The following is a 22,273-nucleotide window of genomic DNA, read 5'->3' as shown; positions in this document are numbered from 1 at the left end:
TATTCAAATGTGCCAGGCAAAATTTGCTCAGCGAAATTGATAGGAATGAATTTATTTTGACAGGATAAGTCAGGCTTGTAGTTAGCCATAACAGTTTACCGTGGGTGAATAATATCTATTAGATCACAGCGAACAGATGGATTCAAGGTTAAAAAGCAACCAATCAAGAATAGTTGGATACGTTCCTAAAAAGAGTAATTCTACAGCCTCAACGCCTCACTAAGAGGCAAATAATAGTTGGCTAAAATAGACGACGAAGGAGTAAATAGCCAACTGTTATTTGTCCTTTTGAGTGACTTGTTATGTGCCTTATTTAACTCGATACCTGAATAATACAAGGTTATCTAAAACAAGATTGCTTGACCAAATAAATGAAGCACCAGAACCTGAGAACTGTTCTTGGAAATTCATATAAGCTTTCTTATTATTAACACCAATTTCATCTTCCGTAAATTCCACTGAATTTGGCCAAGATAAGTAACTTTCGTTTAATTTCCAATTTACTGGGATATCCCAATGTAACGAATAGGTCTCAATATACTTATCCGCACCATTGGTACTGCATTTTGTTGTTAAACGCTGATCTCCTATTTCTTTAGCACACTTCAGATCATAAACAGGAGAGGTATAAAAAGTTTGAGCTGACCATTTAGAATTGGTTTTCGTACCATCTGAGAAGCTTGCAATAAAGCCACCGTCTCCAGGGTGAAAACGTTTACCACGGTTATCTTCACTACCCAAGCCTGAATTTTCTTCCCAATCAACAACTTTGATTGCTATATCATATGGCTTTTTAACTTTAAATTTCACGATATTGGAATTAAAAGGAGTAAAAGGTATAGGATCCACGGCTATTAACTTACCGTTTATAAATAATTCAAAGTAATTATCTGCAAATATGTACCCTGTAATAACTTCCCCATCTTTATCTACTTCTATGATAGGTACGGACGACAAGTTAACCTCAGATAAAGATTTTGGGGTTACCTTCGAGCATTCATTATAAAGGTCTGTGGCAAAATTCTTTTGTTCATATTGAACCTTTGCAGGAACAAGATATTCAATATTATCATATTTTTTAATGCCGACTGGAGACGGACGTGAACGTCCGTTTTTACAGGTAAATAACGTTGAAACGTTGACTTCAGCCTCACCTTTAATTACATGAGCAGTCCCAGCATAATCACTAGAACTAGCTGATGACGAAAAACTTAACATAGTAAATAACGATAGTACCGAAAATTTAATTTTAATATTCATAAATATTCCCATATATAGAAGAGCCAAAGCATAGGCACATAACGAGGCTGTAGAATAACTCCAACAGCCAAACCCAATTAAAAAATCGAGTTCCTGTAATTAACACTAAGCGCTTTTAAAGCATTAGGTAACGCATTTGGAACCCTATAAAACAGGCTGTTTTTCTTAAAAAAGAGAAATTCTACAGCCTCAACGCCTTGCTAAGAGGCAAAAAATAGTTTGCTAAAATGTTTGAGGAACGAAAAACAGCAAACTGTTTTTTGTCCTTTTGAGCAACTTGTTAGGTGAATTACCAACTTGTAAGTGCCACACGTTACACAAACCTAAAACTAAATAAAACCGTCGCCACCATAAAAATGACAACCAAGATTTTGAGCCATAACACAAAAGCTTGATAAGCAAATGCGCGTAGGACTTTTTGTCTCTAATAAAAGCCCGGAGACGCTATTAGCGTATGCGCCGATGCCTTTGGCGAAACCCACTAAAGCTACCAAGTTTAACAAAACACCAAACTACAATTGGCAAACGCACTTAACAATAAAAGAAGTGGCGAATGAAACCTAACGCCTTGCTAAGGGGCTAAAATGGTTGGCTTGCTTTTTTGCGGTTCTTTGCAAAAAACGAGCAAACTGTTTTAGTCCTTTTGAGCAACTTGTTATATGCTTTTTAGTTAGAAAACACATAACATTTAAAAAATATAAAGGTTAATTACATGGAATGAGTAGAATTAAAAAACCTACCACCACTTGCCACTAACCGTGAATTTGAGCCGCTTACACTATTGTTAATTATTCACGCTAATCGAGTTAGGCGAAAACTGTGTAGCAACAAATATAAAACTTTTTGATCGCGCTAAAACTTCCACGAAAAAGAACGAAACAAGCGCGAAACTTTTAATAAAAATACAAAAGCCACACAAATAAAGATCGAACAAGTGGTGGCATATAACGAGGCTGTAGAATAACTCCAACAGCCAAACCCAATTAAAAAATCGAGTTCCTGTAATTAACACTAAGCGCTTTTAAAGCATTAGGTAACGCATTTGGAACCCTATAAAACAGGCTGTTTTTCTTAAAAAAGAGAAATTCTACAGCCTCAACGCCTCATTAAGAGGCAAAAAACAGCTTGCTAAAATGCCTGAGGAACGAAGGACAGCAAGCTGTTTTTTGTCCTTTTGAATGGCTTGTTATAAGCCCAACTACTGTTCTGATTCATTAAGAACACAAGCCAATTGGTCGTCTTCGTCAAATACAGACTCGACAACCGCATATGGCGGTCCATTTAGCCAACTGCGATCTTTATTACATTCAGAAACACAAATTGCTATTACTACACGAGTACCGATATCTGTACAGCGCCACTTTTTTCCGCCGCAAAAAAACTCATTATTTATACAAAACTCATTTATATTCATATTAACCTGAGGGGCTTATAACAGCTTTATCAGAGGACACTTTCCTCTTTTTATGAGCAATGTATGTCCTCTTAATTATTTTTAATATTAATAACAAATCCTGTAACACATTGCCAGCTTTAAACTTTAAGTCAGGCTGTTCTTTTATTAAAATGCAGAAAAGAGGAAAATGTCCTCATTTCTTGACTTAGGAGGAAAAATGTCAATACTGTATATAAATACAGTTAATTGAGAATTAAAATGAAAACTAAATCCCCTTTTCTTAATAGTATTATCAACTATATGTATAGCCATCACTATGCTAAAAAATCTATCGAAACTTATGTATTTTGGATTACTGCCTATATCCATTTTCATAATAAGCGGCACCCTACCAGTATGGGCAATAATGAAGTTGAAATATTTTTAAATCACTTAACAGTCACTAAAAAAGTAGCAGCGAGAACACAAGCAACCGCTTTAAATGCACTAGCTTTTTTATATAAACATATTATCAAGAATGAGCTCTCATTAGATTTAAATTTCGTTAAAAGTAACCGCCAACAGAAACTTCCTGTCGTACTTACACAGACTGAGGTATCGCTATTTTTTAGAAATATAAATAAACGACATTATTTGATAGCAAGCCTGCTATATGGAAGTGGTTTACGGCTGATGGAAGCAGTAAAAATAAGAGTTCAAGATATTGACTTCGACTATAAAAACATACGCATTTGGAACGGTAAGGGTAATAAAAATCGTATTGTGACACTTGCTGAAGAATTAATACCAATGCTAAGAAATCAAATAATTCAAGTTGATGAATATTTACAGTTAGATTTAAAAAATGATGCGTACGCCGGTGTATGGATGCCTCATCGACTTAGTAAAAAATACCCAAGCGCTAATAAGTCTTTACAATGGCAGTTTTTGTTCCCATCACATAAATTAAGTACAGACCCTGAAACAGGAGAAATAAGACGTCACCACTTAGATCATTCAGGGGTAAGAAAGGCAGTTAAACTGTCTTCAACAAAAGCTGAAATTAATAAACACGTTACGCCACATACTTTGCGTCACTCTTTCGCTACGCATTTGCTGCAAAGCGGCGCTGATATCCGCACAGTACAAACACAGCTAGGTCATAGTGATGTGCGTACTACACAAATATATACGCATGTACTACAACAAGGTGCCAACGGTGTTATTAGCCCTTTTTCAAGATTATAAATATCTCAGTAACAAGGCAAAAATTTAGTTATATTGTTTGTCTATATGAGAAGTTTTTAACGCAGTTAATTAGAACGCTAGAATGTTCTACGCTTTAATTCAACGGGTATCCTACTCATGTTTTACAACAAATTGTCAACGCCGTTGTTAGCCCTTTTTCAAGGTTATAAACTCCCCGATTTAAAACAAAAAAGCACAGTCCACAACAACCATGCTTTTTAAATAAACCTTAATTCAGTTCGGTTTACAAACGAATACCGCCGTCTATTTCAACCACGCGACCGGTAAAAAAGTCGTTTTCGATTATGTATTGTGCAGTATGCGCAATTTCGTCGCTTTCGCCTAAGCGCCCGACTGGCGTTACTGCAAGCATACGCTGTTTGGCTTCGGGCTTCATGGCGTCGGTCATGGCGGTGCTTATTACACCTGGTGCAATAGCGCCTACACGTATACCAAAACGACCAAGTTCTTTAGCCCATGTGGTGGTAAGTGCCACTACGCCTGCTTTTGATGCCGCGTAGTTTGTTTGGCCTATGTTACCTGCTCGCGCTACGCTCGACATATTAACGATTACGCCGCCTTTACCTGATTCAATCATGTGGCTTGCAGCTTCCCGCCCTGCTAAAAACACACCTGTCAGGTTTACATCAATCACTGATTGAAATTGCTCAAGAGACATTTTTTTAACGACTTTACCGTCTTTTGCTTTTATAAACATGCCATCGCGTAAAATACCGGCGTTGTTTATAAGGACGCCAATGTGACCAAAATCGCTGTTAATGGTATTAAATACGTTTTCTACTTCGCTCTCATTTGTTACGTTTGCGGCATACCCTTTTATATTGCTAGTTACACCTTCAAGCTGCATTAGTTGCATAAGTTGCTCGCATGCGGTGTTTAATAAGTCTTGTGCCATATCTATTAAAGCGATATTTGCACCCATAAGAGCAAACTTTTGCGCCATTGCAAAGCCTAAACCTTGTGCGCCACCGGTTATTACTACCGTGTTATTTTTAATTTCCACGCGTTGCTCCTACTTAGAAAACAGTTTAAAAATGGCACTAAAGTCATCACTACCCGCACCTTGGTGTTGTAGCATAGTGTATAAATTTTTAGCCATTGAACCCATAGGGGTTGTTGAATTACTTTGCTGCGCGGCTTCCATGGCAAGGCCTAAATCTTTAGCCATTAAATCAACCATAAAGCCTGGTTTATAATCGTTACTTGCAGGTGCACCGTCCATTACACCTGGGCAAGGGTTGTAAAGTTCAAGCGTCCAGTTACGGCCAGAACTTGCGGTCATTATGTCGCTAAGTACTTTAGGATCGAGGCCGTTATTTATGCCCATTTGTAGTGCTTCGCTGGTGCCTGCCATTAAAATGCTAAGTAGCATGTTATTACATATTTTTGCAACTTGTCCTGCGCCAATATCACCAGCATGAAATATGTTTTTACCCATATCACTAAGCACTGTATTTGCTTTATCAAACGCTGCTTTTTCGCCGCCTACAATAAAAGTAAGAGTGCCTGCAGTTGCACCCGCAACGCCGCCCGATACCGGTGCATCTACAAAGTTTATGCCCTGCTCGCCAAGCGCACTGCCTACAATACGAGCTGACTCTGCATCTATTGTTGAGCAATCAATTACTAATGTACTTTTGCTCAGCACGTTAATTAAACCGCTGTCGTCGTTATTACCTAAGTAAAGCGATTTAACATGTTTGCCCGCAGGTAACATACTAATAAGTACGTCAGCATTAGTTGCGCACTGCTTTGCATCAACCGCTGCTTTTGCGCCTTTGCTTGCAAGTTCATTTATGACCGACTGGTTTAAATCGAACACGCTAACAGTATGCCCAGCTTTAATTAAGTTAGCCGCCATTGGGCCGCCCATATTACCTAAACCAATAAAACCTATGTTTAATTTACTCATAGTTGTTCCTTTTAGATACCAATTTTATTTAACAGCAAGCTCATTGAGCGGGTGATTTTCGCCAAAGCGGTTAGCAAAAAAGCTATCTATTATTGTTTGTGGTACATCACTAAGTGTTTTGTATTGCCAATTTGGCGCACCGTCTTTATCTATTAGTAGCGCCCTTACACCTTCTTGAAACTCACCTACTTCGCCAGCGCGAACCGACATACCCAGTTCCATTTTAAAACACGCTAATAAGCTTTTGCCTTGGCTTGTTTTTAATTGCTCACTTACAAGTGCACAACTTAGTGGGCAGCCATGTTTAAGTGATTTTTGAGCGCGTTGTAACCATTTATCGTCAGTAGTTAGCCCTAAAATGTAATCAACCTGCTCCTGCAAGGTTGTAAACTCACCCAATTTTTGAATCGTTTTTAGGTTAGCCTTTATATTGCCTTTAGGCATACGCGCCGACTGGTTGTCTAAATCGGTGAGTAAATCGGTTAACCGCTCATGATTTAGTATGTCATGATTTGAATTTGCTGCTTTATCCCACTTGGCAGTTAAAATTTGTGCAAGCATGGCATCATATTTATTGCTATCGATAAAGTGATCGCTAAGCGATACAAAACGTGCGTCTTCGCAGTTTATAGAGGCCGACGTTAGCCCTAAAAATAACCCGACGCTTTGTGGCATTTTATGTAAAAAGTAACTGCCGCCTACATCTGGGTATAAACCAATTGTTTGCTCTGGCATGGCAATGCGTGATGTTTCCGTTACTACGCGGTGGCTAGCACCGGCCATTAACCCTAAACCGCCGCCCATTACTATGCCGTTACCCCAAACAAGGATTGGTTTATCAAAGGTATGAATAAGGTAATCAAGTTTGTACTCAAGAGTAAAAAACTCTTCAACTAGGCTTGTTGGTTTACCTTGCGCCATTGCACGATGAAGGCTTACAACATCGCCACCAGCACAAAATGCTTTATCGCCAGCGCCTTTTAACAACACCATTGCAATAGCATCATCGTCTTGCCAAGTTCGCAGCTGCGGCTCAAGTAATTTGATCATCTCAAAATTAAGTGCATTTAAGGCTTTTGGCGCATTGAGTGTAATAAGCCCTATTAAACTGCCGTTTTCTGCGGTGGCGGTTTCAAATATCACGGGCTCATCGGTGCTATTTAATACTGTTAAAGCACTCATTAGCCGTTTACCCAGTTAGCGCGGCGTTTTTCTAAAAAGGCATTTACGCCTTCTTGTTGATCTTCGGTATCAAATAAACCAACAAATAACTCGCGCTCAAGAGGCAATACACTTGCCATTGGTTGATGGCGCCCTTTTTGAATCAATGTTTTACACGCTGCAACTGAGGTAGGGCTTTGCTCGCTTACTTGATTAGCTAGTTTTAATGCTGCCGCAAAGCTTTCGCCCTGCGGTACTACTTCTTCTACTAAGCCAATTTGCAGGGCTTTATCGGCTTTTAAGCGCTCGCCGCATAAAATCATGCGTTTTGCCCAGCCTTCGCCTACTAGCCATGCTAAATTTTGTGTGCCACCAGCACAGGGTAATAAACCTACTTTAGCTTCAGGGAGCGCCATTTGTGCTTGCTCTTCCGCTATACGTACGTCGCACGCAAGGGCGACTTCTAACCCGCCGCCCATTGCATAGCCGTTTATGGCAGCAACCGACACGCCTCTAAAATTAGTAAGCGCTTCAAATGCTTCACCAAATACACGCGACATATCGGCGGCTACGCCTTTATCGCCACATGCAAATACGTTTAAGTCGGCGCCGGCGCTAAAAAACTTTTCGCCTTCGCCAGTGAGCACTAATGCATAAATATTTTTATTATTATTAAGCTCATTAACGGTATTTTTTAAATCAACTAAGGTGTCTTTTGTCCAGGTGTTTGCTGGCGGATTAGACATCGTTAAAATAGCAACATGACCTTCGATTGTAAGTTCAATACTCGGATTAGATTTAGATTCTGACATACATTGCTCCTTATAAAACGTCGTTTGCTGACTCAGCCAAAATACGGCGCGCAATTATTACACGCATAATTTCGTTAGTGCCTTCTAAAATTTGATGAACGCGTACATCACGTACATGGCGCTCAAGCGGGTATTCTTTTATGTAACCGTAACCACCATGAATTTGCAGTGCGTCGTTACACACGGTAAAGCCAACATCGGTAGCAAAGCGTTTAGCCATGGCGCAGTAAGTGGTTTTTTCAACGTCGTTATCATCAAGTTTAAATGCTGCAAGCCTAACCATTTGGCGCGCAGCTACAAGCTCGGTGTTCATATCGGCAATTTTAAATTGCAATGCTTGAAACGCAGCCAATGGTTTACCAAATTGGGTGCGTTCTTTTAAATATTCACGGGCGGTATTAAGCGCCGCTTGCGCTGTACCAATTGAACATGTGGCAATGTTAATTCGACCGCCATCAAGACCTTGCATCGCAAATTTAAAGCCTTCGCCCTCTGCGCCTAATAAGTTATGTGCAGGAATACGGACATTTTCAAAGCTAATAGAACGAGTAGGTTGTGCGTTCCACCCCATTTTTTCTTCTGCTTTGCCGTATTCAACGCCTTTTGCATCGGCAGGGACTAAAAATGCCGAAATACCCGCAGCGCCTTCGCCGCCAGTACGTGCCATTACAACTAATACTTCGGTTTCGCCAGCGCCCGATATAAACATTTTTGAGCCGTTAATAACGTACTCATCGCCCTCAAGCACGGCTTTTGTTTTAAGTGACGCGGCATCTGAGCCAGAGCCAGGCTCTGTTAAACAGTAAGAGGCAAGTAACTCGCCCATTACTAATTGCTCTACGTATTTGTCTTTAACTGCATCGGTACCAAAGCTTGCTATCATCCACGTTGCCATATTATGAATGGTCAACATGGCCGTTGTTGCGGTACAGCCCATAGCAAGCTGTTCAAAAATAATGCTCGAATCTAAACGAGATAAACCAAGGCCACCCGCTTCCTCTGGCGTGTATAAACCACAAAAACCAAGCTCGCCCGCTGCTTTAATCGTGTCTTTAGGGAAAATATGTTCGCGATCCCATTTTGCTGCATAGGGTGCGAGTTCTGACTCGGCAAATTGACGTGCTGTTTGCGCAAAGGCTTGTTGATCTTCTGATAAATTAAAGTCCATGGTAGAGACCTCTTTAGTTGTGTGTTTGTTGTTGTGTGTTTGTTGCGTGTCGTTTTCCCATTACAGGAATAGTTAGTGACGAGCAGCGAAGACTTATGTGTGTTGTGTGTGAAGTAGCCTTCGCGCCCATCTTTTTTATTATTAGTTATTTAGTTATTCGTTTTAATCATGATTACTTTAAGTTAATGCTCATGTTTGGACCAGACGCAATGTCGTCTTCAAACCAACGTGAGGTAATCGTTTTAGTTTCTGTGTAAAAACGAATACCTTGTTTACCGTACGTGTGTGTATCGCCGTAAAACGAGCCTTTCCAACCAGTGAACGAAAAGAACGGAAGTGGCACCGGAATTGGCACATTAATACCCACTTGGCCTACTTCAATTTCGTGTTGGAATTTACGAGCCACTGCGCCGCTTGATGTAAATAACGAGGTACCGTTACCGTATGGGCTGTCGTTAATAAGTGCGATCGCTTCATCAAGCGTGTTTACAAACATACACGCTAGTACTGGGCCAAATATTTCTTCTTTGTATAAATCCATTTCTTTGGTTACGTCAGTAAATAACGTTGGGCCAACCCAGTTACCTTGCTCATACCCTTCAACCGTAAAGTCAGAACCATCAATTAAACAGGTAGCGCCTTGCTCTTTACCACCGGCAATGAGTGATAAAATACGTGCTTTTGCTGCTTTTGATGTTTGTGGACCGTATGCCGCATTAGCATCATCCCACACGCCTGGGCGTACATTTTCAAAGCCTGCTTTAATTTCATCTACCCATTCGCTTGCTTGACCTACAAATACAGCAACCGAAATACCCATACAACGTTGGCCAGCTGCACCGACCGATGCGCCTACTAGGTTGTTTACAACGTGCGATTTACTTGCATCAGGCATAATAACCATGTGGTTTTTAGCGCCAACACACGCTTGCACACGTTTAAGATTTTGTGTGCCTTTAGAATAAATATAAGCACCTACACCACACGAACCAACAAACGAAATAGCACGCACTGCTTTATCTTCTAGTAAGCGGTCTACTTGTGGTTTTGTACCGTGAACAACTTGTAATACGCCTTTTGGTGCGCCGGCTTCAATAAATAGCTCTGCTAAGCGCATTGGTGTAAGTGGATCTTGCTCAGACGGTTTTAAAATAAAGGTGTTACCACACACAATAGCCAGCGGGAACATCCAAAGTGGGATCATTGCAGGGAAGTTAAACGGAGTAACGCCCGCACACACGCCAAGTGGCTGCATGTAAGAATACGTATCGATTTTACGCGCTACGTTTTCCATTGTTTCACCCATCATTAATGATGGTGCGTTCGCTGCTTGCTCTACTACTTCAATACCACGCCAAACATCGCCTTTTGCATCTTCAAATGTTTTACCCAATTCGTGGCAAATAATGGTAGCAAGCTCATCGTGATGTTCTTTTAATAGCGCAGCGTACTTCATCATAATGCGTGCACGTTCAGTAATGGGTACGTCTTTCCATGTTTTAAACGTCTCAGAGGCTGAGGCAATTGCCGCGTCCATTTCTGAATCGGTAGTGCATGGCACTTGTGCAAGTACTTCTTGAGTTGCTGGGTTTATAACGTCGATAAGCTCTTTAGACGCTGATTGAATAAATTCGCCATTAATAAGTAGTGGAACTTGGTGCATAATTAAATCCTAGTGTGTGAGTTGTGTGTTCTCTTTTAGAATTGGTAGCGCCGCTTTGTTAGTATTATGAGTGCAGCGCTTTTATAGTTATTCGTTAAAGTATTCGTCTAGCTATTCATGTAACCCTAATTAGTAAGCTTCTACGGCCATAGCAACTGCTTCACCGCCGCCAATACATAAAGACGCAATGCCTTTTTTAAGGCCTCGGTTTTTAAGGGCATGAATAAGCGTTACTAAAATACGCGCGCCGCTTGCACCAATTGGATGACCCAATGCACATGCACCGCCATTCACGTTTACTTTGCTTTCATCAAGTTTTAACTCGTTAATAGCCAGCATGGTTACCATGGCAAATGCTTCATTAATTTCCCAAAGGTCAACGTCGTTTACAGCCCAACCTGCTTTTTCAAGCACGCTGCTTATTGCACCTACTGGCGCTACTGTAAATTCACTTGGTTTTTGAGAATGAGTACTGTGCGCTACAATTTTACAAAGCGGTGTTAAACCCTGCTCTTTTGCTTTTGATTCGCTCATTAATATAAGCGCCGCGCCCCCGTCTGAAATTGACGATGAATTAGCGGCTGTAATGGTGCCGTCTTTTTTAAAGGCTGCACGTAAGGTAGGGATTTTTTCTGGGCGGGCGTTACCTGGTTGCTCGTCAATCGAAACTGTTACATCACCTTTGCGTGTTTGCATTGTGTGCGGTGCAACTTCGTTATCAAAGCTACCATTTTGTATTGCTGCTTTTGCTTTACTTAATGAGCCTAATGCAAACGTATCCATTTGCTCGCGACCAATGCCGTATTCGTCGGCGGTGTCTTGTGCAAAACAACCCATTGCTTTGTTGTCGTAGGCATCTTCAAGGCCGTCGCTCATCATGTGATCTTTTATTTCGCCATGCCCCATACGCATTCCGCCACGCGCTTTTGGAATAAAGTACGGTGCGTTTGTCATGCTTTCCATGCCACCAGCAATAGCAGATTGAATAGAGCCCGCCTTAATTAAATCGTTTGCAAGCATGGCTGCTTTTAAACCAGATCCGCACACTTTATTAATTGTTGTAGCGCCAGTGCTAAGTGCAAGCCCTGCTTTTAACATTGCTTGGCGTGCAGGCGCTTGCCCAAGGCCCGCTGGTAATACACAGCCCATAATTACTTCATCTATAGCGTTATTAGCTAAACCAGTTTGTGCAAGTGCGCTGGCAATGGCGGTAGCGCCAAGCTCGGTAGACTGCGCATCACTTAACGCTCCCATAAATCCACCCATTGGGGTGCGTTTTGCTGCTACAATTACCACTGATTCTAAAGTCATAACTAACTCCGTTGTAATTTAATGCAAATAGTTGTTAGTATATTTGCTCTATTAATTTAGTATTCATTTATTATTTAACACCCATACACAATACTAACGTTTACGCCAACGTCAACTAAAAACAGCTTAATTTTTTGTTTTAAAAGTGTACGCATTATTTCCCAACTGTAAGGCTACACCTACCAAATAAAAATAAACTATTGAATATTAGCAACATAACTCAACACTTCGCACCAACACTTCTTTATAAATAGTTTCAAAACACACCAAGCTTTACCTTTACGTAAACTTCACTTATATTGGGGTTATTCGAATGAGGTAAATACAATTATGAAACCAGATAATCAAACAAACTTTGCAAGCTCATCTAATATACCGGCAAGTAATGAACAAACATTTAGCATTAGCGAACTCGCTAAAGAATTTGACATTACAACCCGCTCTATTCGTTTTTACGAAGACCAAGGGTTAATTACACCAGAGCGAAACGGGCAAACCCGTATTTATTCAAAACGCGACAAAGTGCGTTTAAAACTAATACTACGCGGTAAGCGCCTTGGCTTTACATTGGCCGAAACCGGTCGTTTGTTTGAACTGTACGACGCAGATAAATCAAGCGCTAAGCAGTTGGTTACCATGCTTGACCTTATTTCAGAAAAAAAAGCAGACCTATCTCAACAAATGGACGACATTAAAGTTGTTCTGATGGAATTGGTGACAGCCGAGCGCCGCTGCCGCGACACCCTTAACAAAATAGACGAGTAAGTTTATTTTTAAAATAAAAACACACTGACAACACACACGTCACACAGGAATGAATCATGAGCACTATTTCACTATATAAAGAAATGAACTTTGGCCTTGGCGAAACTGCCGATATGATCCGCGACCACGTAAACAGTTTTGCGAGTCAGGAGATTGCCCCGCTTGCTGAAAAAACTGATTTAGATAACGCTTTTCCAAATCAACTTTGGACACAAATGGGCGAAATGGGCGTACTGGGTATGACCGTATCTGAAGAACTTGGCGGCGCCGGTTTAGGTTACTTAGAACATGTTATTGCTATGGAAGAAATTAGCCGTGCCAGTGCCTCTATAGGTTTAAGCTATGGAGCACATTCTAACCTGTGTGTTAATCAAATTAACCGTAACGGTACACAAGCTCAAAAAGAAAAATACTTACCAAAGCTTATTAGTGGCGAGCACATTGGTGCTCTTGCAATGAGCGAGCCTAATGCGGGCTCTGATGTTGTATCGATGAAACTTAAAGCCGAGAAAAAAGGCGATAAGTACATTTTAAACGGTAACAAAATGTGGATCACTAATGGCCCAGACGCGCACACGTTAGTTATTTACGCTAAAACAGATTTAAACGCAGGTGCTAAAGGCATTACCGCGTTTATTGTAGAGAGCAACTTTCCGGGTTTTTCTACGGCGCAAAAGCTCGACAAACTAGGCATGCGCGGCTCAAACACCTGTGAGCTAGTATTTGAAAACTGCGAAGTGCCCCAGGAAAACATTTTAGGTAACTTAAACGAAGGCGTTAAAGTACTTATGAGTGGCCTTGATTACGAACGCGTAGTACTTGCAGCAGGCCCGCTTGGCATAATGCAAGCGTGTATGGATATAGTGGTACCGTATATTCACGAGCGTAAACAGTTTGATACCCCGATTGGTCAATTTCAGTTAATTCAGGGCAAAGTAGCCGACATGTATACGCAAATGAATGCTGCGCGCTCATATGTGTACACGGTAGCTCGCTCATGTGATCGAGGTGAAACAACCCGTAAAGATGCAGCCGGTGCAATTTTATACGCCGCAGAGCTTGCAACTAAAATGGCACTCGATGCGATTCAAATTTTAGGTGGCAATGGCTACATAAACGAATACGCCACAGGTCGCCTACTGCGTGACGCCAAGCTATACGAAATTGGTGCAGGCACATCAGAAATACGCCGCATGCTTATTGGTCGCGAACTTTTTACAGAAAGCCGTTAAGGATTAAACCATGACGATTTTAAAATCGAGTGTTAACCCTCACGATCCAACGTTTGTGCAAAACGATAAAAAAATGTCGGCGCTGGTGGATGATTTACGCAGTAAGGTAGCAACAATTAGCCAAGGCGGAGGCGCTGCATTAAAGGAGCGCCACGAAGGCCGTGGTAAATTATTTGTACGCGACCGTATAAGTACGTTAATTGACGAAGGCTCACCGTTTTTAGAAATTTCGCAATTTGCGGCATTTGGTGTGTACGAACAAGCAATACCGTGCGCCGGTGTTGTAGCCGGTATTGGCCGTGTTAAAGGCATTGAATGCATGATTATTGCAAACGATGCCACGGTTAAAGGCGGTACGTATTTTCCGCTTACTGTTAAAAAGCATTTACGTGCACAAGACATTGCAGAGCGCTGCCACTTACCGTGTATTTATCTTGTAGATTCGGGCGGTGCTAACCTGCCTGAGCAAGACGATGTATTTCCGGATAAGCTGCATTTTGGTCGTATTTTTTACAATCAAGCCCGTATGTCGGGTAAAGGTATTCCACAAATTGCCGTGGTAATGGGGTTGTGTACCGCAGGTGGTGCGTACGTACCGGCAATGGCAGACGAAAGCATTATTGTAAAAGATCAAGGCACTATATTTCTAGCCGGCCCGCCGCTGGTAAAAGCAGCAACGGGCGAGGAAGTAACAGCCGAAGAACTAGGCGGTGCCGATGTGCACTGTAAAGTGTCGGGTGTTGCCGATCACTACGCTGAAAATGATGCTCATGCACTGTCTATTGCGCGCCAATGTATAGAACGTATTAACTACACACGCCCCACTGCGCCGTTACTTAAACAAGAGCTAGAAGATGTAAAACCACCGCGTTACGATATTAACGAGCTTTACGGCATTGTAGGCACCGACCTTAAAAAGCCGTTTGATGTACGCGAAGTAATAGCCCGCACTGTAGATGACTCATCATTTGATGAATTTAAACGCTATTTTGGTGAAACGTTAGTCACCGGTTTTTCCAGCATTTATGGCAACCCCGTTGGCATAGTGGCTAATAACGGTATTTTATTTAGTGAGTCGGCGCAAAAAGGCGCGCACTTTATTCAGCTGTGTGCTCAGCGCAATATTCCTTTAGTGTTTTTACAAAATATTACCGGCTTTATGGTGGGTAAAAAATACGAAGCTGAAGGCATTGCAAAGCACGGCGCTAAAATGGTGATGGCGGTTTCGTGTGCTGATGTGCCAAAATTTACAGTACTTATTGGCGGCTCTTACGGCGCCGGTAATTACGGAATGTGTGGTCGTGCATTTGAACCAACCATGATGTGGATGTGGCCTAATGCCCGTATTTCGGTCATGGGCGGCGAACAAGCAGCGGGTGTAATGGCGCAAGTTAAACAAGATGGTTTAGCACGCAAAGGTCAAAGCATGAGCGAGCAAGAAATCAGTGACTTTAAAAAGCCAATTATTGACCAGTACGAAGAGCAAGGTCATCCGTATTACGCCAGCGCACGCTTGTGGGATGACGGTATTATAGACCCTGTCGACACGCGTAATGTATTAGGGCTTGCGTTAACAGCTGCGAACAACGCACCAAAACGTGATTCGAAATTTGGCGTATTTAGAATGTAACCGGAGCGCAAAATGTCAGTAACACTACAAATAACAAAATCTAATGTGGCTGTACTTGTGTTAAGCCGCCCAGAAAAAAGAAACGCATTTAACAGTGAAGTAATACACGAGCTGATCCAGTGTATTGAACATGCAAATACGCTTGATATTCGTGCTTTGGTTTTAAAAACAGAAGGTAAACACTTTTCAGCCGGTGCTGATTTAGCCTGGATGAAATCGATGGCGGATAACAACTACGCCGATAATCTAGCTGATTCAATGCAATTAGCTAAATTAATGCAGGTATTAGCAAGATCCCTTCACCCTACAATTTGCGCCGTGCAAGGGGCTGCTTTTGGCGGTGCATTGGGCTTAATTGCCTGTTGCGACATAGCTCTAAGTAAAGACGATGCACAATTTTGTTTAAGCGAAGTAAAGCTTGGCCTTATTCCGGCTGTTATCAGTCCATACGTCATTAAAGCGATTGGTGAGCACGCTGCTCGCAGGTACTTTTTAACAGCTGAAGTGTTTGATGCACATACTGCTAAACAACTTGGTTTAATTCATCAAGTGACCGGCAATTTAGACTGTGCGGTCGATAATATGCTGCAAACACTAATTGATAACGGACCTGTTGCAGTAAAAGCTGCTAAAGCATTAATTAACGATGTAGCAAATAAACCAATAACCGATGAACTCATTGAGCTTACCGCAGAGCGTATTGCAAAAATTCGCGTATCTGAAGAAGGTCAAGAAGGGCTAACTGCTTTTTTTGATAAACGCCCACCCGCTTGGCAACTGTAGGATTGATTATGAACACACAACGATTACAAAAAATACTGATTGCCAATCGTGGAGAAATTGCGTGTCGAGTAATGCGCACTGCAAAACAAATGGGCTTAACCACGGTCGCGGTTTATTCTGATGCAGACAAACATGCTCAACACGTAAAAATGGCCGACGAGGCTTACCATATTGGTGCTGCGCCAAGTAAAGATTCGTATTTAGTAGCAGACAAAATTTTACAAGTTGCCAAAGACTGCGGCGCTGATTGTATTCACCCAGGCTATGGTTTTTTATCTGAGAACAGCGATTTTGCTAAAGCCTGCGAAGCTAACAACATTGCGTTTGTAGGACCACCAGCAAGTAGCATTGAAGCAATGGGGTCTAAAACCCGCGCTAAAGAAATAATGGCAGCTGCTAACGTGCCGTTAGTACCTGGTTATTATGGCGATAAACAAGATCCTGCTTTTTTACAAAGTGAAGCTGAAAAAATTGGCTACCCTGTACTAATTAAAGCTGCCTTTGGTGGCGGTGGTAAAGGCATGCGCGTTGTACAAAACGCCAAACAATTTATGAGTGCACTTGAGGGCGCGCAACGTGAAGCAATTGCCGGTTTTGGTAACGATTTAGTATTGCTTGAGCGCTACGTAAACCAGCCTCGCCATGTTGAAGTGCAAGTATTTGCAGATAACCATGGTAACTGTGTTTATTTAGGCGATCGTGATTGTTCTTTGCAACGTCGTCATCAAAAAGTAATTGAAGAAGCCCCTGCTCCGGGTTTATCTGACGAGCTACGCAAAGAAATGGGCGAAGCGGCTGTACGTTGTGCATTGGCTATAAATTATAGAGGTGCAGGTACGGTTGAGTTTTTACTGTGTGGCGATGAATTTTTCTTTATGGAAATGAATACGCGCCTTCAAGTAGAACACCCAGTGACCGAAATGGTAACCGGTGTAGATTTAGTCAATTGGCAAATTAATATTGCGGGTGGGCAAACACTGCCACTGACACAAAGTGATATTCAATTGCAGGGTCATAGCTTTGAAGCGCGTATATACGCAGAAGATCCAGCTAACGACTTTATTCCGTGCTCAGGCACTATTGAAGCGCTACATACGCCACTTAACAGCGAATTTGTGCGCATTGATACAGGCATTGCACAAGGCGACGAAATCAGCCCGTTTTACGATCCAATGATTGCAAAACTTATTGTGCACGACGACAATCGCGAACAAGCCTTGAGCCGTTTACAACACGCCCTTGAGCAATTTCATTTAGCAGGTTTTAGCACTAACATTGGCTTTTTACATAACTTAGCAAGCCACCCTACGTTTAAACAAGGTGCGCCAAGTACACACTTTATTGCTGAGCAAGGCGAGTCGTTAGTTGCGGTTGATAAATCGTTATTACAAGCAAGCCAACTTATTGGTGCTTTTGCATATTTAGAATCGTTAACTAGCACCCAAAATGCGCAAAACAGTGCAAGCCCTTGGCAACAACTGAGTGGTTTTACACTCAATGCTCCGCAAGCAATTAAAATCCCTTTTGCCGATTTACAGCTAAGCGCTATAAAAACGTCAGCGGGCTATAGTATTACGCATAACGAGCACGTATTTAACCTACAAGGCACATTAAATAATGGTCTTTGCAGTGTATTTATTAATGGCGAAAAACATACCGCGCATGTAACTACGGTAGGTAATAATACTGTTGGCAATAGTACCGTGACCAATATTGTCACTGTTATGAATAAAGCACTGCAAACTAAGCTTGAACTAGTTGATAAACATTATATTAGTTCGCACGAAAGCGAAGCACTGCCACTTGCCGCGCCGCTTAATGGCACGGTAGTTAAGCACTTAATCGACATTGGTAGCACAATTACCAAAGGTGATGCGGTTGTTATTATTGAAGCCATGAAAATGGAATACACGCTTAACGCACCGCATGACGGAATTTTAAAAAGCTACTGTTTTGGTGAAGGCGAATTAGTAACGCATGGCGCTCTACTTGCGATAGTAGAAGATACGACTGAGGAAGCATTATGAGTGCATTTCCAAGTAAAGTTCGTATTGTTGAAGTTGGCGCACGAGACGGCTTACAAAACGAAAAAACAGTAAGCACAGCCGATAAAGTAGCACTTATTAACGCCTTAAGTGCTGCTGGCTTAAAAGATATTGAAGCTGGCGCGTTTGTGTCACCAAAATGGGTGCCGCAAATGGCAGACTCAGCCGATGTAATATCAGCCCTTAATTTACCCGATGTAAATTTAAGCGCCCTTACACCTAACTTAAAAGGCGCACATGCAGCGCACGCTGTCGGCATTAAAGAGTTTGCTATATTTACCGCTGCGAGTGAGTCGTTTTGTCAAAAAAACATAAACTGCTCAATAGAGCAAAGTATTGAACGATTTAGCGAAGTAATGGCGTTTGCTAAAGCTAATAATATCCGCGTACGTGGTTATGTAAGCTGTGTGCTAGGTTGCCCTTATGAGGGTGAAATTAACCCGCAAGCAGTACTGAGTGTATCGCAAAATCTGTTAGATTTAGGATGTTACGAAGTAAGCCTTGGCGATACCATTGGTGTTGGCACCGCTAAAAAAGTAACGCAGTTAATAGAGTTACTTTTAACGCACATTGATAAAACCAAACTTGCCGTGCATTTTCATGATACTTACGGTCAAGCGCTCACAAATATTTACGCAGCCTTAAGCCTAGGTATAGCAACGGTTGACGCGGCAGTCGCAGGCCTTGGTGGCTGTCCTTATGCTAAGGGTGCGTCAGGAAATGTTGCCACCGAAGATGTAGTTTACTTACTGCAAGGGCTTGGCATTGAACACGGAATTGATTTACAAAGGTTAAGTGAAGCTGGCTGGGAGATAACCAAAGTACTTGGTAAGCAACCTGTGAGCAAAGTATCTGTGGCACTGCACACTAAATAGCTATCTTATAAAATGATGATTCAAGATAGTTAACAACAAATAGCACACAATGAGGAGAGACTCATGGCCGGTTTTGATAAGGTAGTTTATAGCTACGAAGCTGCAATGGAAGGATTAAAAGACGGCGATACCATTATTGCCGGAGGTTTTGGTTTATGTGGTATTCCAGAGGGTTTAATTAAACAAATTAAGCACATGCAAACAAAAGACTTAACCGTGGTATCTAATAACTGTGGTGTTGATGACTTTGGTTTAGGTATTTTATTACAAGACAAACAAATTAAAAAAGTAATTGCCTCATACGTTGGCGAAAATGCCCTATTTGAGCAGCAGTTATTAAGTGGAGAAATTGACGTAGAGCTTACACCTCAAGGCACACTTGCTGAAAAAATGCGAGCTGGTGGCGCGGGTATACCTGCGTTTTACACCGCCACCGGTTACGGTACTCCTGTGGCTGAGGGTAAAGACGTAAAAGAATTTAATGGTCGCCCGTATATTTTAGAAGAGTCTATAACAGGTGAATTTGCCATAGTAAAAGCATGGAAAGCCGATCGTTACGGTAATTTAGTGTTTAGACACACCGCAATGAACTTTAATCCAATGGCGGCAACGGCTGGCAAAATTACCGTTGCCGAAGTAGAAGAGATTGTAGAGCCGGGTGAGCTTGAACCAAGCCAAATTCATACCCCAGGTATTTTTATAAATCGCGTTATTAAAGGCAGCTTTGAAAAACGCATTGAACGTGTAACAACACGAGATTAAGCAGGAGCATAATTATGGCATTATCACGTGAACAAGTTGCAATGCGCGTTGCACAAGAACTACAAGATGGTTACTACGTTAATTTGGGCATAGGAATTCCGACACTCGTCGCAAACTATGTACCGGATGATATTGAAGTTATGTTACAGTCCGAAAATGGTCTTTTAGGTATGGGTCCGTACCCTACTAAAGCAGAGCTAGATGCCGATATGATAAACGCGGGTAAAGAAACCGTGACAGCTGCTAAAGGTGCAGCCATATTTAATAGTGCGGATAGTTTTGCCATGATACGGGGTGGTCATGTAGACTTAACTGTTCTGGGTGCATTTGAAGTTGACCAGAACGGCAATATTGCATCGTGGATGATCCCTAAAAAGCTAATTAAAGGCATGGGCGGCGCGATGGATTTAGTCGCTGGCGCAAAAAATATTATTGTTACTATGACTCATGCGAGCAAGCATGGTGATTCTAAACTATTAGAGGCATGCTCTTTACCGCTTACAGGCGTTAATTGCGTTAAAAAAATAGTGACAGACTTAGCCGTACTAGAAGTGAAAGACGGCGCATTTCATCTATTAGAACGCGCTCCTGGTGTATCAGTTGATGAAATTATTAGTAAAACAGCAGGTAAACTACTTGTTGATGGTGAAGTACCAGAAATGGTTTTTTAGTTACTTTTAAAAAGTTTAATTAAAATATCGCTTTACCTTGTACCGACCTCATTCCCAGTGCCAATGGCGCTGAGTTACCCAAAATCCCTCTTACGAGGGATTTTTTTTATCTTTTTCTTTATTTTTTGGTCTTATTCATACATCTGTAGTAAATTATTATCTATAATAAGTGAATATTTAGATAGTCAGTATCTAGAGCTTTTGCACTACATTGTTGTTATCATGCACCACTTTTGTGAACTTGCTCTATAAATATTATTAACTAATTGATATTATTAGTTTTAATAACTGGTTCGATTATTGCCTATAGTAGGCGTCTCAAATAACTTTATATTGGAAAACATGCAAACTCCTATTCGTGGCCTTCGCTCTTTTTGCTTTGCAGCAAGAAGCCTAAGTTTTAAGCATGCAGCTAACGAGCTGTACTTAACTCCGTCTGCGGTAAGCCATCAAATTAAACAATTAGAAGAACAACTTGGCATTGAACTTTTTCAGCGTAAAACTCGCTCAATTAGTTTAACTACGGCCGGAAAAAACTTCTTTGATGCTATATCTCCAATAATTAGCACCTTAGAGGGCACCATCAATGAATTTAGTCAGATGCAGCAAAATACAAACTTGACGATAACGTTACCTGAGTTTTTTGCTAGTGAATTACTTATGCCTAGATTGCGTGAATGGACGTCAGAACATCCTAATATCAATTTGCAAATGGACACGCTTAAAACACGTAAAGAATTAACGCGCCATAGTGATTTATCAATCGTTTTATCATCAAGTAAGCCCACTGAAGGGTTAACAACTGAGTTGTTTAATTTAGAGTATATTCCGGCTTGTAACGAAAAATTGCTAGTTCAATGGAAAGACGATCACCGTAAAGCGCTTAATCAAGTCCCGCTTATTTTGCATAAAGCTCGCCCATGGGCATGGCATCAATGGGCTGAAAAGTCAGGAATAGATGATTTTTCTCCAACACAAATCATTCAAATTGACAGCATGTTTGGTGTAGCTAGAGCTGCACAACAAGGCATGGGAATAGCATTAATCCCATTACCGATAAGCCAGAGTTGGTTAGATGAAAAATGGTTATTTAAACTGTTTGAACAGCCACTAACAACGAAAGATAAATACTATTTAGTACAACATGAAGCAAGTGAGCCAAACCACCCTCTTGATATATTTGCTAAATGGGTTGTAAGTACATTTAGAAAAATACAAGACTGATCTCCTCTTTATTGTGGGCGAACCAATACTTAATAACTAATTATGTATTGTACAACTAATTCGCCCTAACATTATTTATACCTAACGTTTTTAAAACAAACCCACCAACTTTATTTATATTTAAAAAAATCAAGAGCTTAAAAAACCAACCTAGACTAAAGTCTATAGTTTAGTTTTTTTCACTTATTAGATTCGTTTTTATCGTTTGTCGAAAATGCGCTAACGATTTAAAGTAAATTCATCGGATACGCAAGCAGCAAAACTTGATTTATTTAATAAAACGCCAAGTTAATAAATGCAATTATTTGGGTTGTTAAGCTCATATAGCGTAAGAAAAAATCTTTATATTGTGTGT

19 protein-coding genes are annotated in these 22,273 nt (G+C 41.2%); 10 read left to right on the top strand and 9 right to left on the bottom strand.

The genetic code is table 11. The annotated features are described in order from the left end of the window. Positions 1-309: 309 nt before the first annotated feature. Entirely contained in the window at positions 310-1,260 is a 951-nt protein-coding gene (locus tag I6F65_RS07290) for a hypothetical protein (RefSeq protein WP_165729605.1), read from the bottom strand. Between the two features lie 1,198 nt (positions 1,261-2,458). Further along, on the bottom strand, positions 2,459-2,674 hold the full coding sequence (locus tag I6F65_RS07285; RefSeq protein ID WP_197112214.1) for a hypothetical protein: 216 nt from the start codon (positions 2,672-2,674) through the stop codon (positions 2,459-2,461). Between the two features lie 240 nt (positions 2,675-2,914). Here I6F65_RS07285 and I6F65_RS07280 point away from each other — a divergent pair, with 240 nt between their 5' ends. Next, the gene (locus I6F65_RS07280; RefSeq protein ID WP_024592411.1) at positions 2,915-3,883 is read left to right on the top strand and encodes an integron integrase; all 969 of its coding nucleotides are present in this window, start codon (positions 2,915-2,917) and stop codon (positions 3,881-3,883) included. Positions 3,884-4,127: 244 nt separating this feature from the next. Here the strand turns inward: I6F65_RS07280 and I6F65_RS07275 are convergent, their stop codons facing one another. The 7 genes from I6F65_RS07275 to I6F65_RS07245 all read right to left on the bottom strand — a co-directional run bounded on the left by I6F65_RS07275 (position 4,128) and on the right by I6F65_RS07245 (position 11,931). Continuing rightward, positions 4,128-4,907: an SDR family oxidoreductase gene (locus I6F65_RS07275; protein ID WP_024592410.1), complete on the bottom strand. Its 780-nt coding sequence runs from the start codon at positions 4,905-4,907 to the stop codon at positions 4,128-4,130. 9 nt (positions 4,908-4,916) lie between these two features. Then, a complete protein-coding gene (mmsB, locus tag I6F65_RS07270; RefSeq protein WP_197112212.1) occupies positions 4,917-5,816 on the bottom strand; it encodes a 3-hydroxyisobutyrate dehydrogenase in 900 nt (299 codons plus the stop codon). Positions 5,817-5,840: 24 nt separating this feature from the next. Then, entirely contained in the window at positions 5,841-6,998 is a 1,158-nt protein-coding gene (locus I6F65_RS07265) for an enoyl-CoA hydratase/isomerase family protein (RefSeq protein WP_197112211.1), read from the bottom strand. Beyond that, positions 6,998-7,789 carry an enoyl-CoA hydratase gene (locus I6F65_RS07260; protein WP_166110970.1) on the bottom strand — a complete coding sequence of 264 codons (792 nt, stop codon included), beginning with the start codon at positions 7,787-7,789 and terminating at the stop codon, positions 6,998-7,000. The genes I6F65_RS07265 and I6F65_RS07260 overlap by 1 nt, the downstream gene beginning before the upstream one ends. Positions 7,790-7,799: 10 nt before the next feature. Further along, positions 7,800-8,957 (bottom strand): acyl-CoA dehydrogenase family protein, encoded by a 1,158-nt coding sequence (locus tag I6F65_RS07255; protein WP_197112210.1) that lies wholly within the window; start codon positions 8,955-8,957, stop codon positions 7,800-7,802. 172 nt (positions 8,958-9,129) lie between these two features. Beyond that, positions 9,130-10,620 carry a CoA-acylating methylmalonate-semialdehyde dehydrogenase gene (locus I6F65_RS07250; protein WP_166110964.1) on the bottom strand — a complete coding sequence of 497 codons (1,491 nt, stop codon included), beginning with the start codon at positions 10,618-10,620 and terminating at the stop codon, positions 9,130-9,132. 129 nt (positions 10,621-10,749) lie between these two features. Beyond that, the gene (locus I6F65_RS07245) at positions 10,750-11,931 is read right to left on the bottom strand and encodes an acetyl-CoA C-acyltransferase (RefSeq protein WP_166110961.1); all 1,182 of its coding nucleotides are present in this window, start codon (positions 11,929-11,931) and stop codon (positions 10,750-10,752) included. 330 nt (positions 11,932-12,261) lie between these two features. On the opposite strand from I6F65_RS07245, the gene I6F65_RS07240 reads away from it, so the two are divergent. The 9 genes from I6F65_RS07240 to I6F65_RS07200 all read left to right on the top strand — a co-directional run bounded on the left by I6F65_RS07240 (position 12,262) and on the right by I6F65_RS07200 (position 21,918). After that, positions 12,262-12,696: a MerR family DNA-binding transcriptional regulator gene (locus tag I6F65_RS07240; protein ID WP_008169212.1), complete on the top strand. Its 435-nt coding sequence runs from the start codon at positions 12,262-12,264 to the stop codon at positions 12,694-12,696. Positions 12,697-12,752: 56 nt separating this feature from the next. Beyond that, entirely contained in the window at positions 12,753-13,928 is a 1,176-nt protein-coding gene (locus tag I6F65_RS07235; RefSeq protein WP_101163880.1) for an isovaleryl-CoA dehydrogenase, read from the top strand. Between the two features lie 10 nt (positions 13,929-13,938). Continuing rightward, a complete protein-coding gene (locus tag I6F65_RS07230) occupies positions 13,939-15,558 on the top strand; it encodes a carboxyl transferase domain-containing protein (protein ID WP_197112209.1) in 1,620 nt (539 codons plus the stop codon). Between the two features lie 12 nt (positions 15,559-15,570). After that, positions 15,571-16,341 carry an enoyl-CoA hydratase/isomerase family protein gene (locus tag I6F65_RS07225; RefSeq protein WP_197112208.1) on the top strand — a complete coding sequence of 257 codons (771 nt, stop codon included), beginning with the start codon at positions 15,571-15,573 and terminating at the stop codon, positions 16,339-16,341. 8 nt (positions 16,342-16,349) lie between these two features. Further along, the gene (locus tag I6F65_RS07220; protein WP_197112207.1) at positions 16,350-18,368 is read left to right on the top strand and encodes an acetyl/propionyl/methylcrotonyl-CoA carboxylase subunit alpha; all 2,019 of its coding nucleotides are present in this window, start codon (positions 16,350-16,352) and stop codon (positions 18,366-18,368) included. Then, on the top strand, positions 18,365-19,261 hold the full coding sequence (locus I6F65_RS07215) for a hydroxymethylglutaryl-CoA lyase (RefSeq protein WP_197112206.1): 897 nt from the start codon (positions 18,365-18,367) through the stop codon (positions 19,259-19,261). Before I6F65_RS07220 ends, I6F65_RS07215 begins: the two co-directional genes overlap by 4 nt. A 63-nt stretch (positions 19,262-19,324) precedes the next feature. Continuing rightward, complete coding sequence (locus I6F65_RS07210; RefSeq protein WP_197112204.1) at positions 19,325-20,023, top strand: CoA transferase subunit A; 699 nt, start codon at positions 19,325-19,327, stop codon at positions 20,021-20,023. 14 nt (positions 20,024-20,037) lie between these two features. After that, positions 20,038-20,694: a CoA transferase subunit B gene (locus I6F65_RS07205; protein ID WP_007376577.1), complete on the top strand. Its 657-nt coding sequence runs from the start codon at positions 20,038-20,040 to the stop codon at positions 20,692-20,694. 342 nt (positions 20,695-21,036) lie between these two features. After that, on the top strand, positions 21,037-21,918 hold the full coding sequence (locus I6F65_RS07200; protein WP_024612440.1) for a LysR family transcriptional regulator: 882 nt from the start codon (positions 21,037-21,039) through the stop codon (positions 21,916-21,918). Positions 21,919-22,273: the final 355 nt, after the last annotated feature.

Source organism: Pseudoalteromonas sp. SWXJZ94C, from assembly GCF_015864385.1.
Classification (GTDB): domain Bacteria; phylum Pseudomonadota; class Gammaproteobacteria; order Enterobacterales; family Alteromonadaceae; genus Pseudoalteromonas.
The sequence above is the reverse complement of the archived record's forward strand: the minus strand, read 5'-3'. Positions and strand labels throughout refer to the sequence as shown.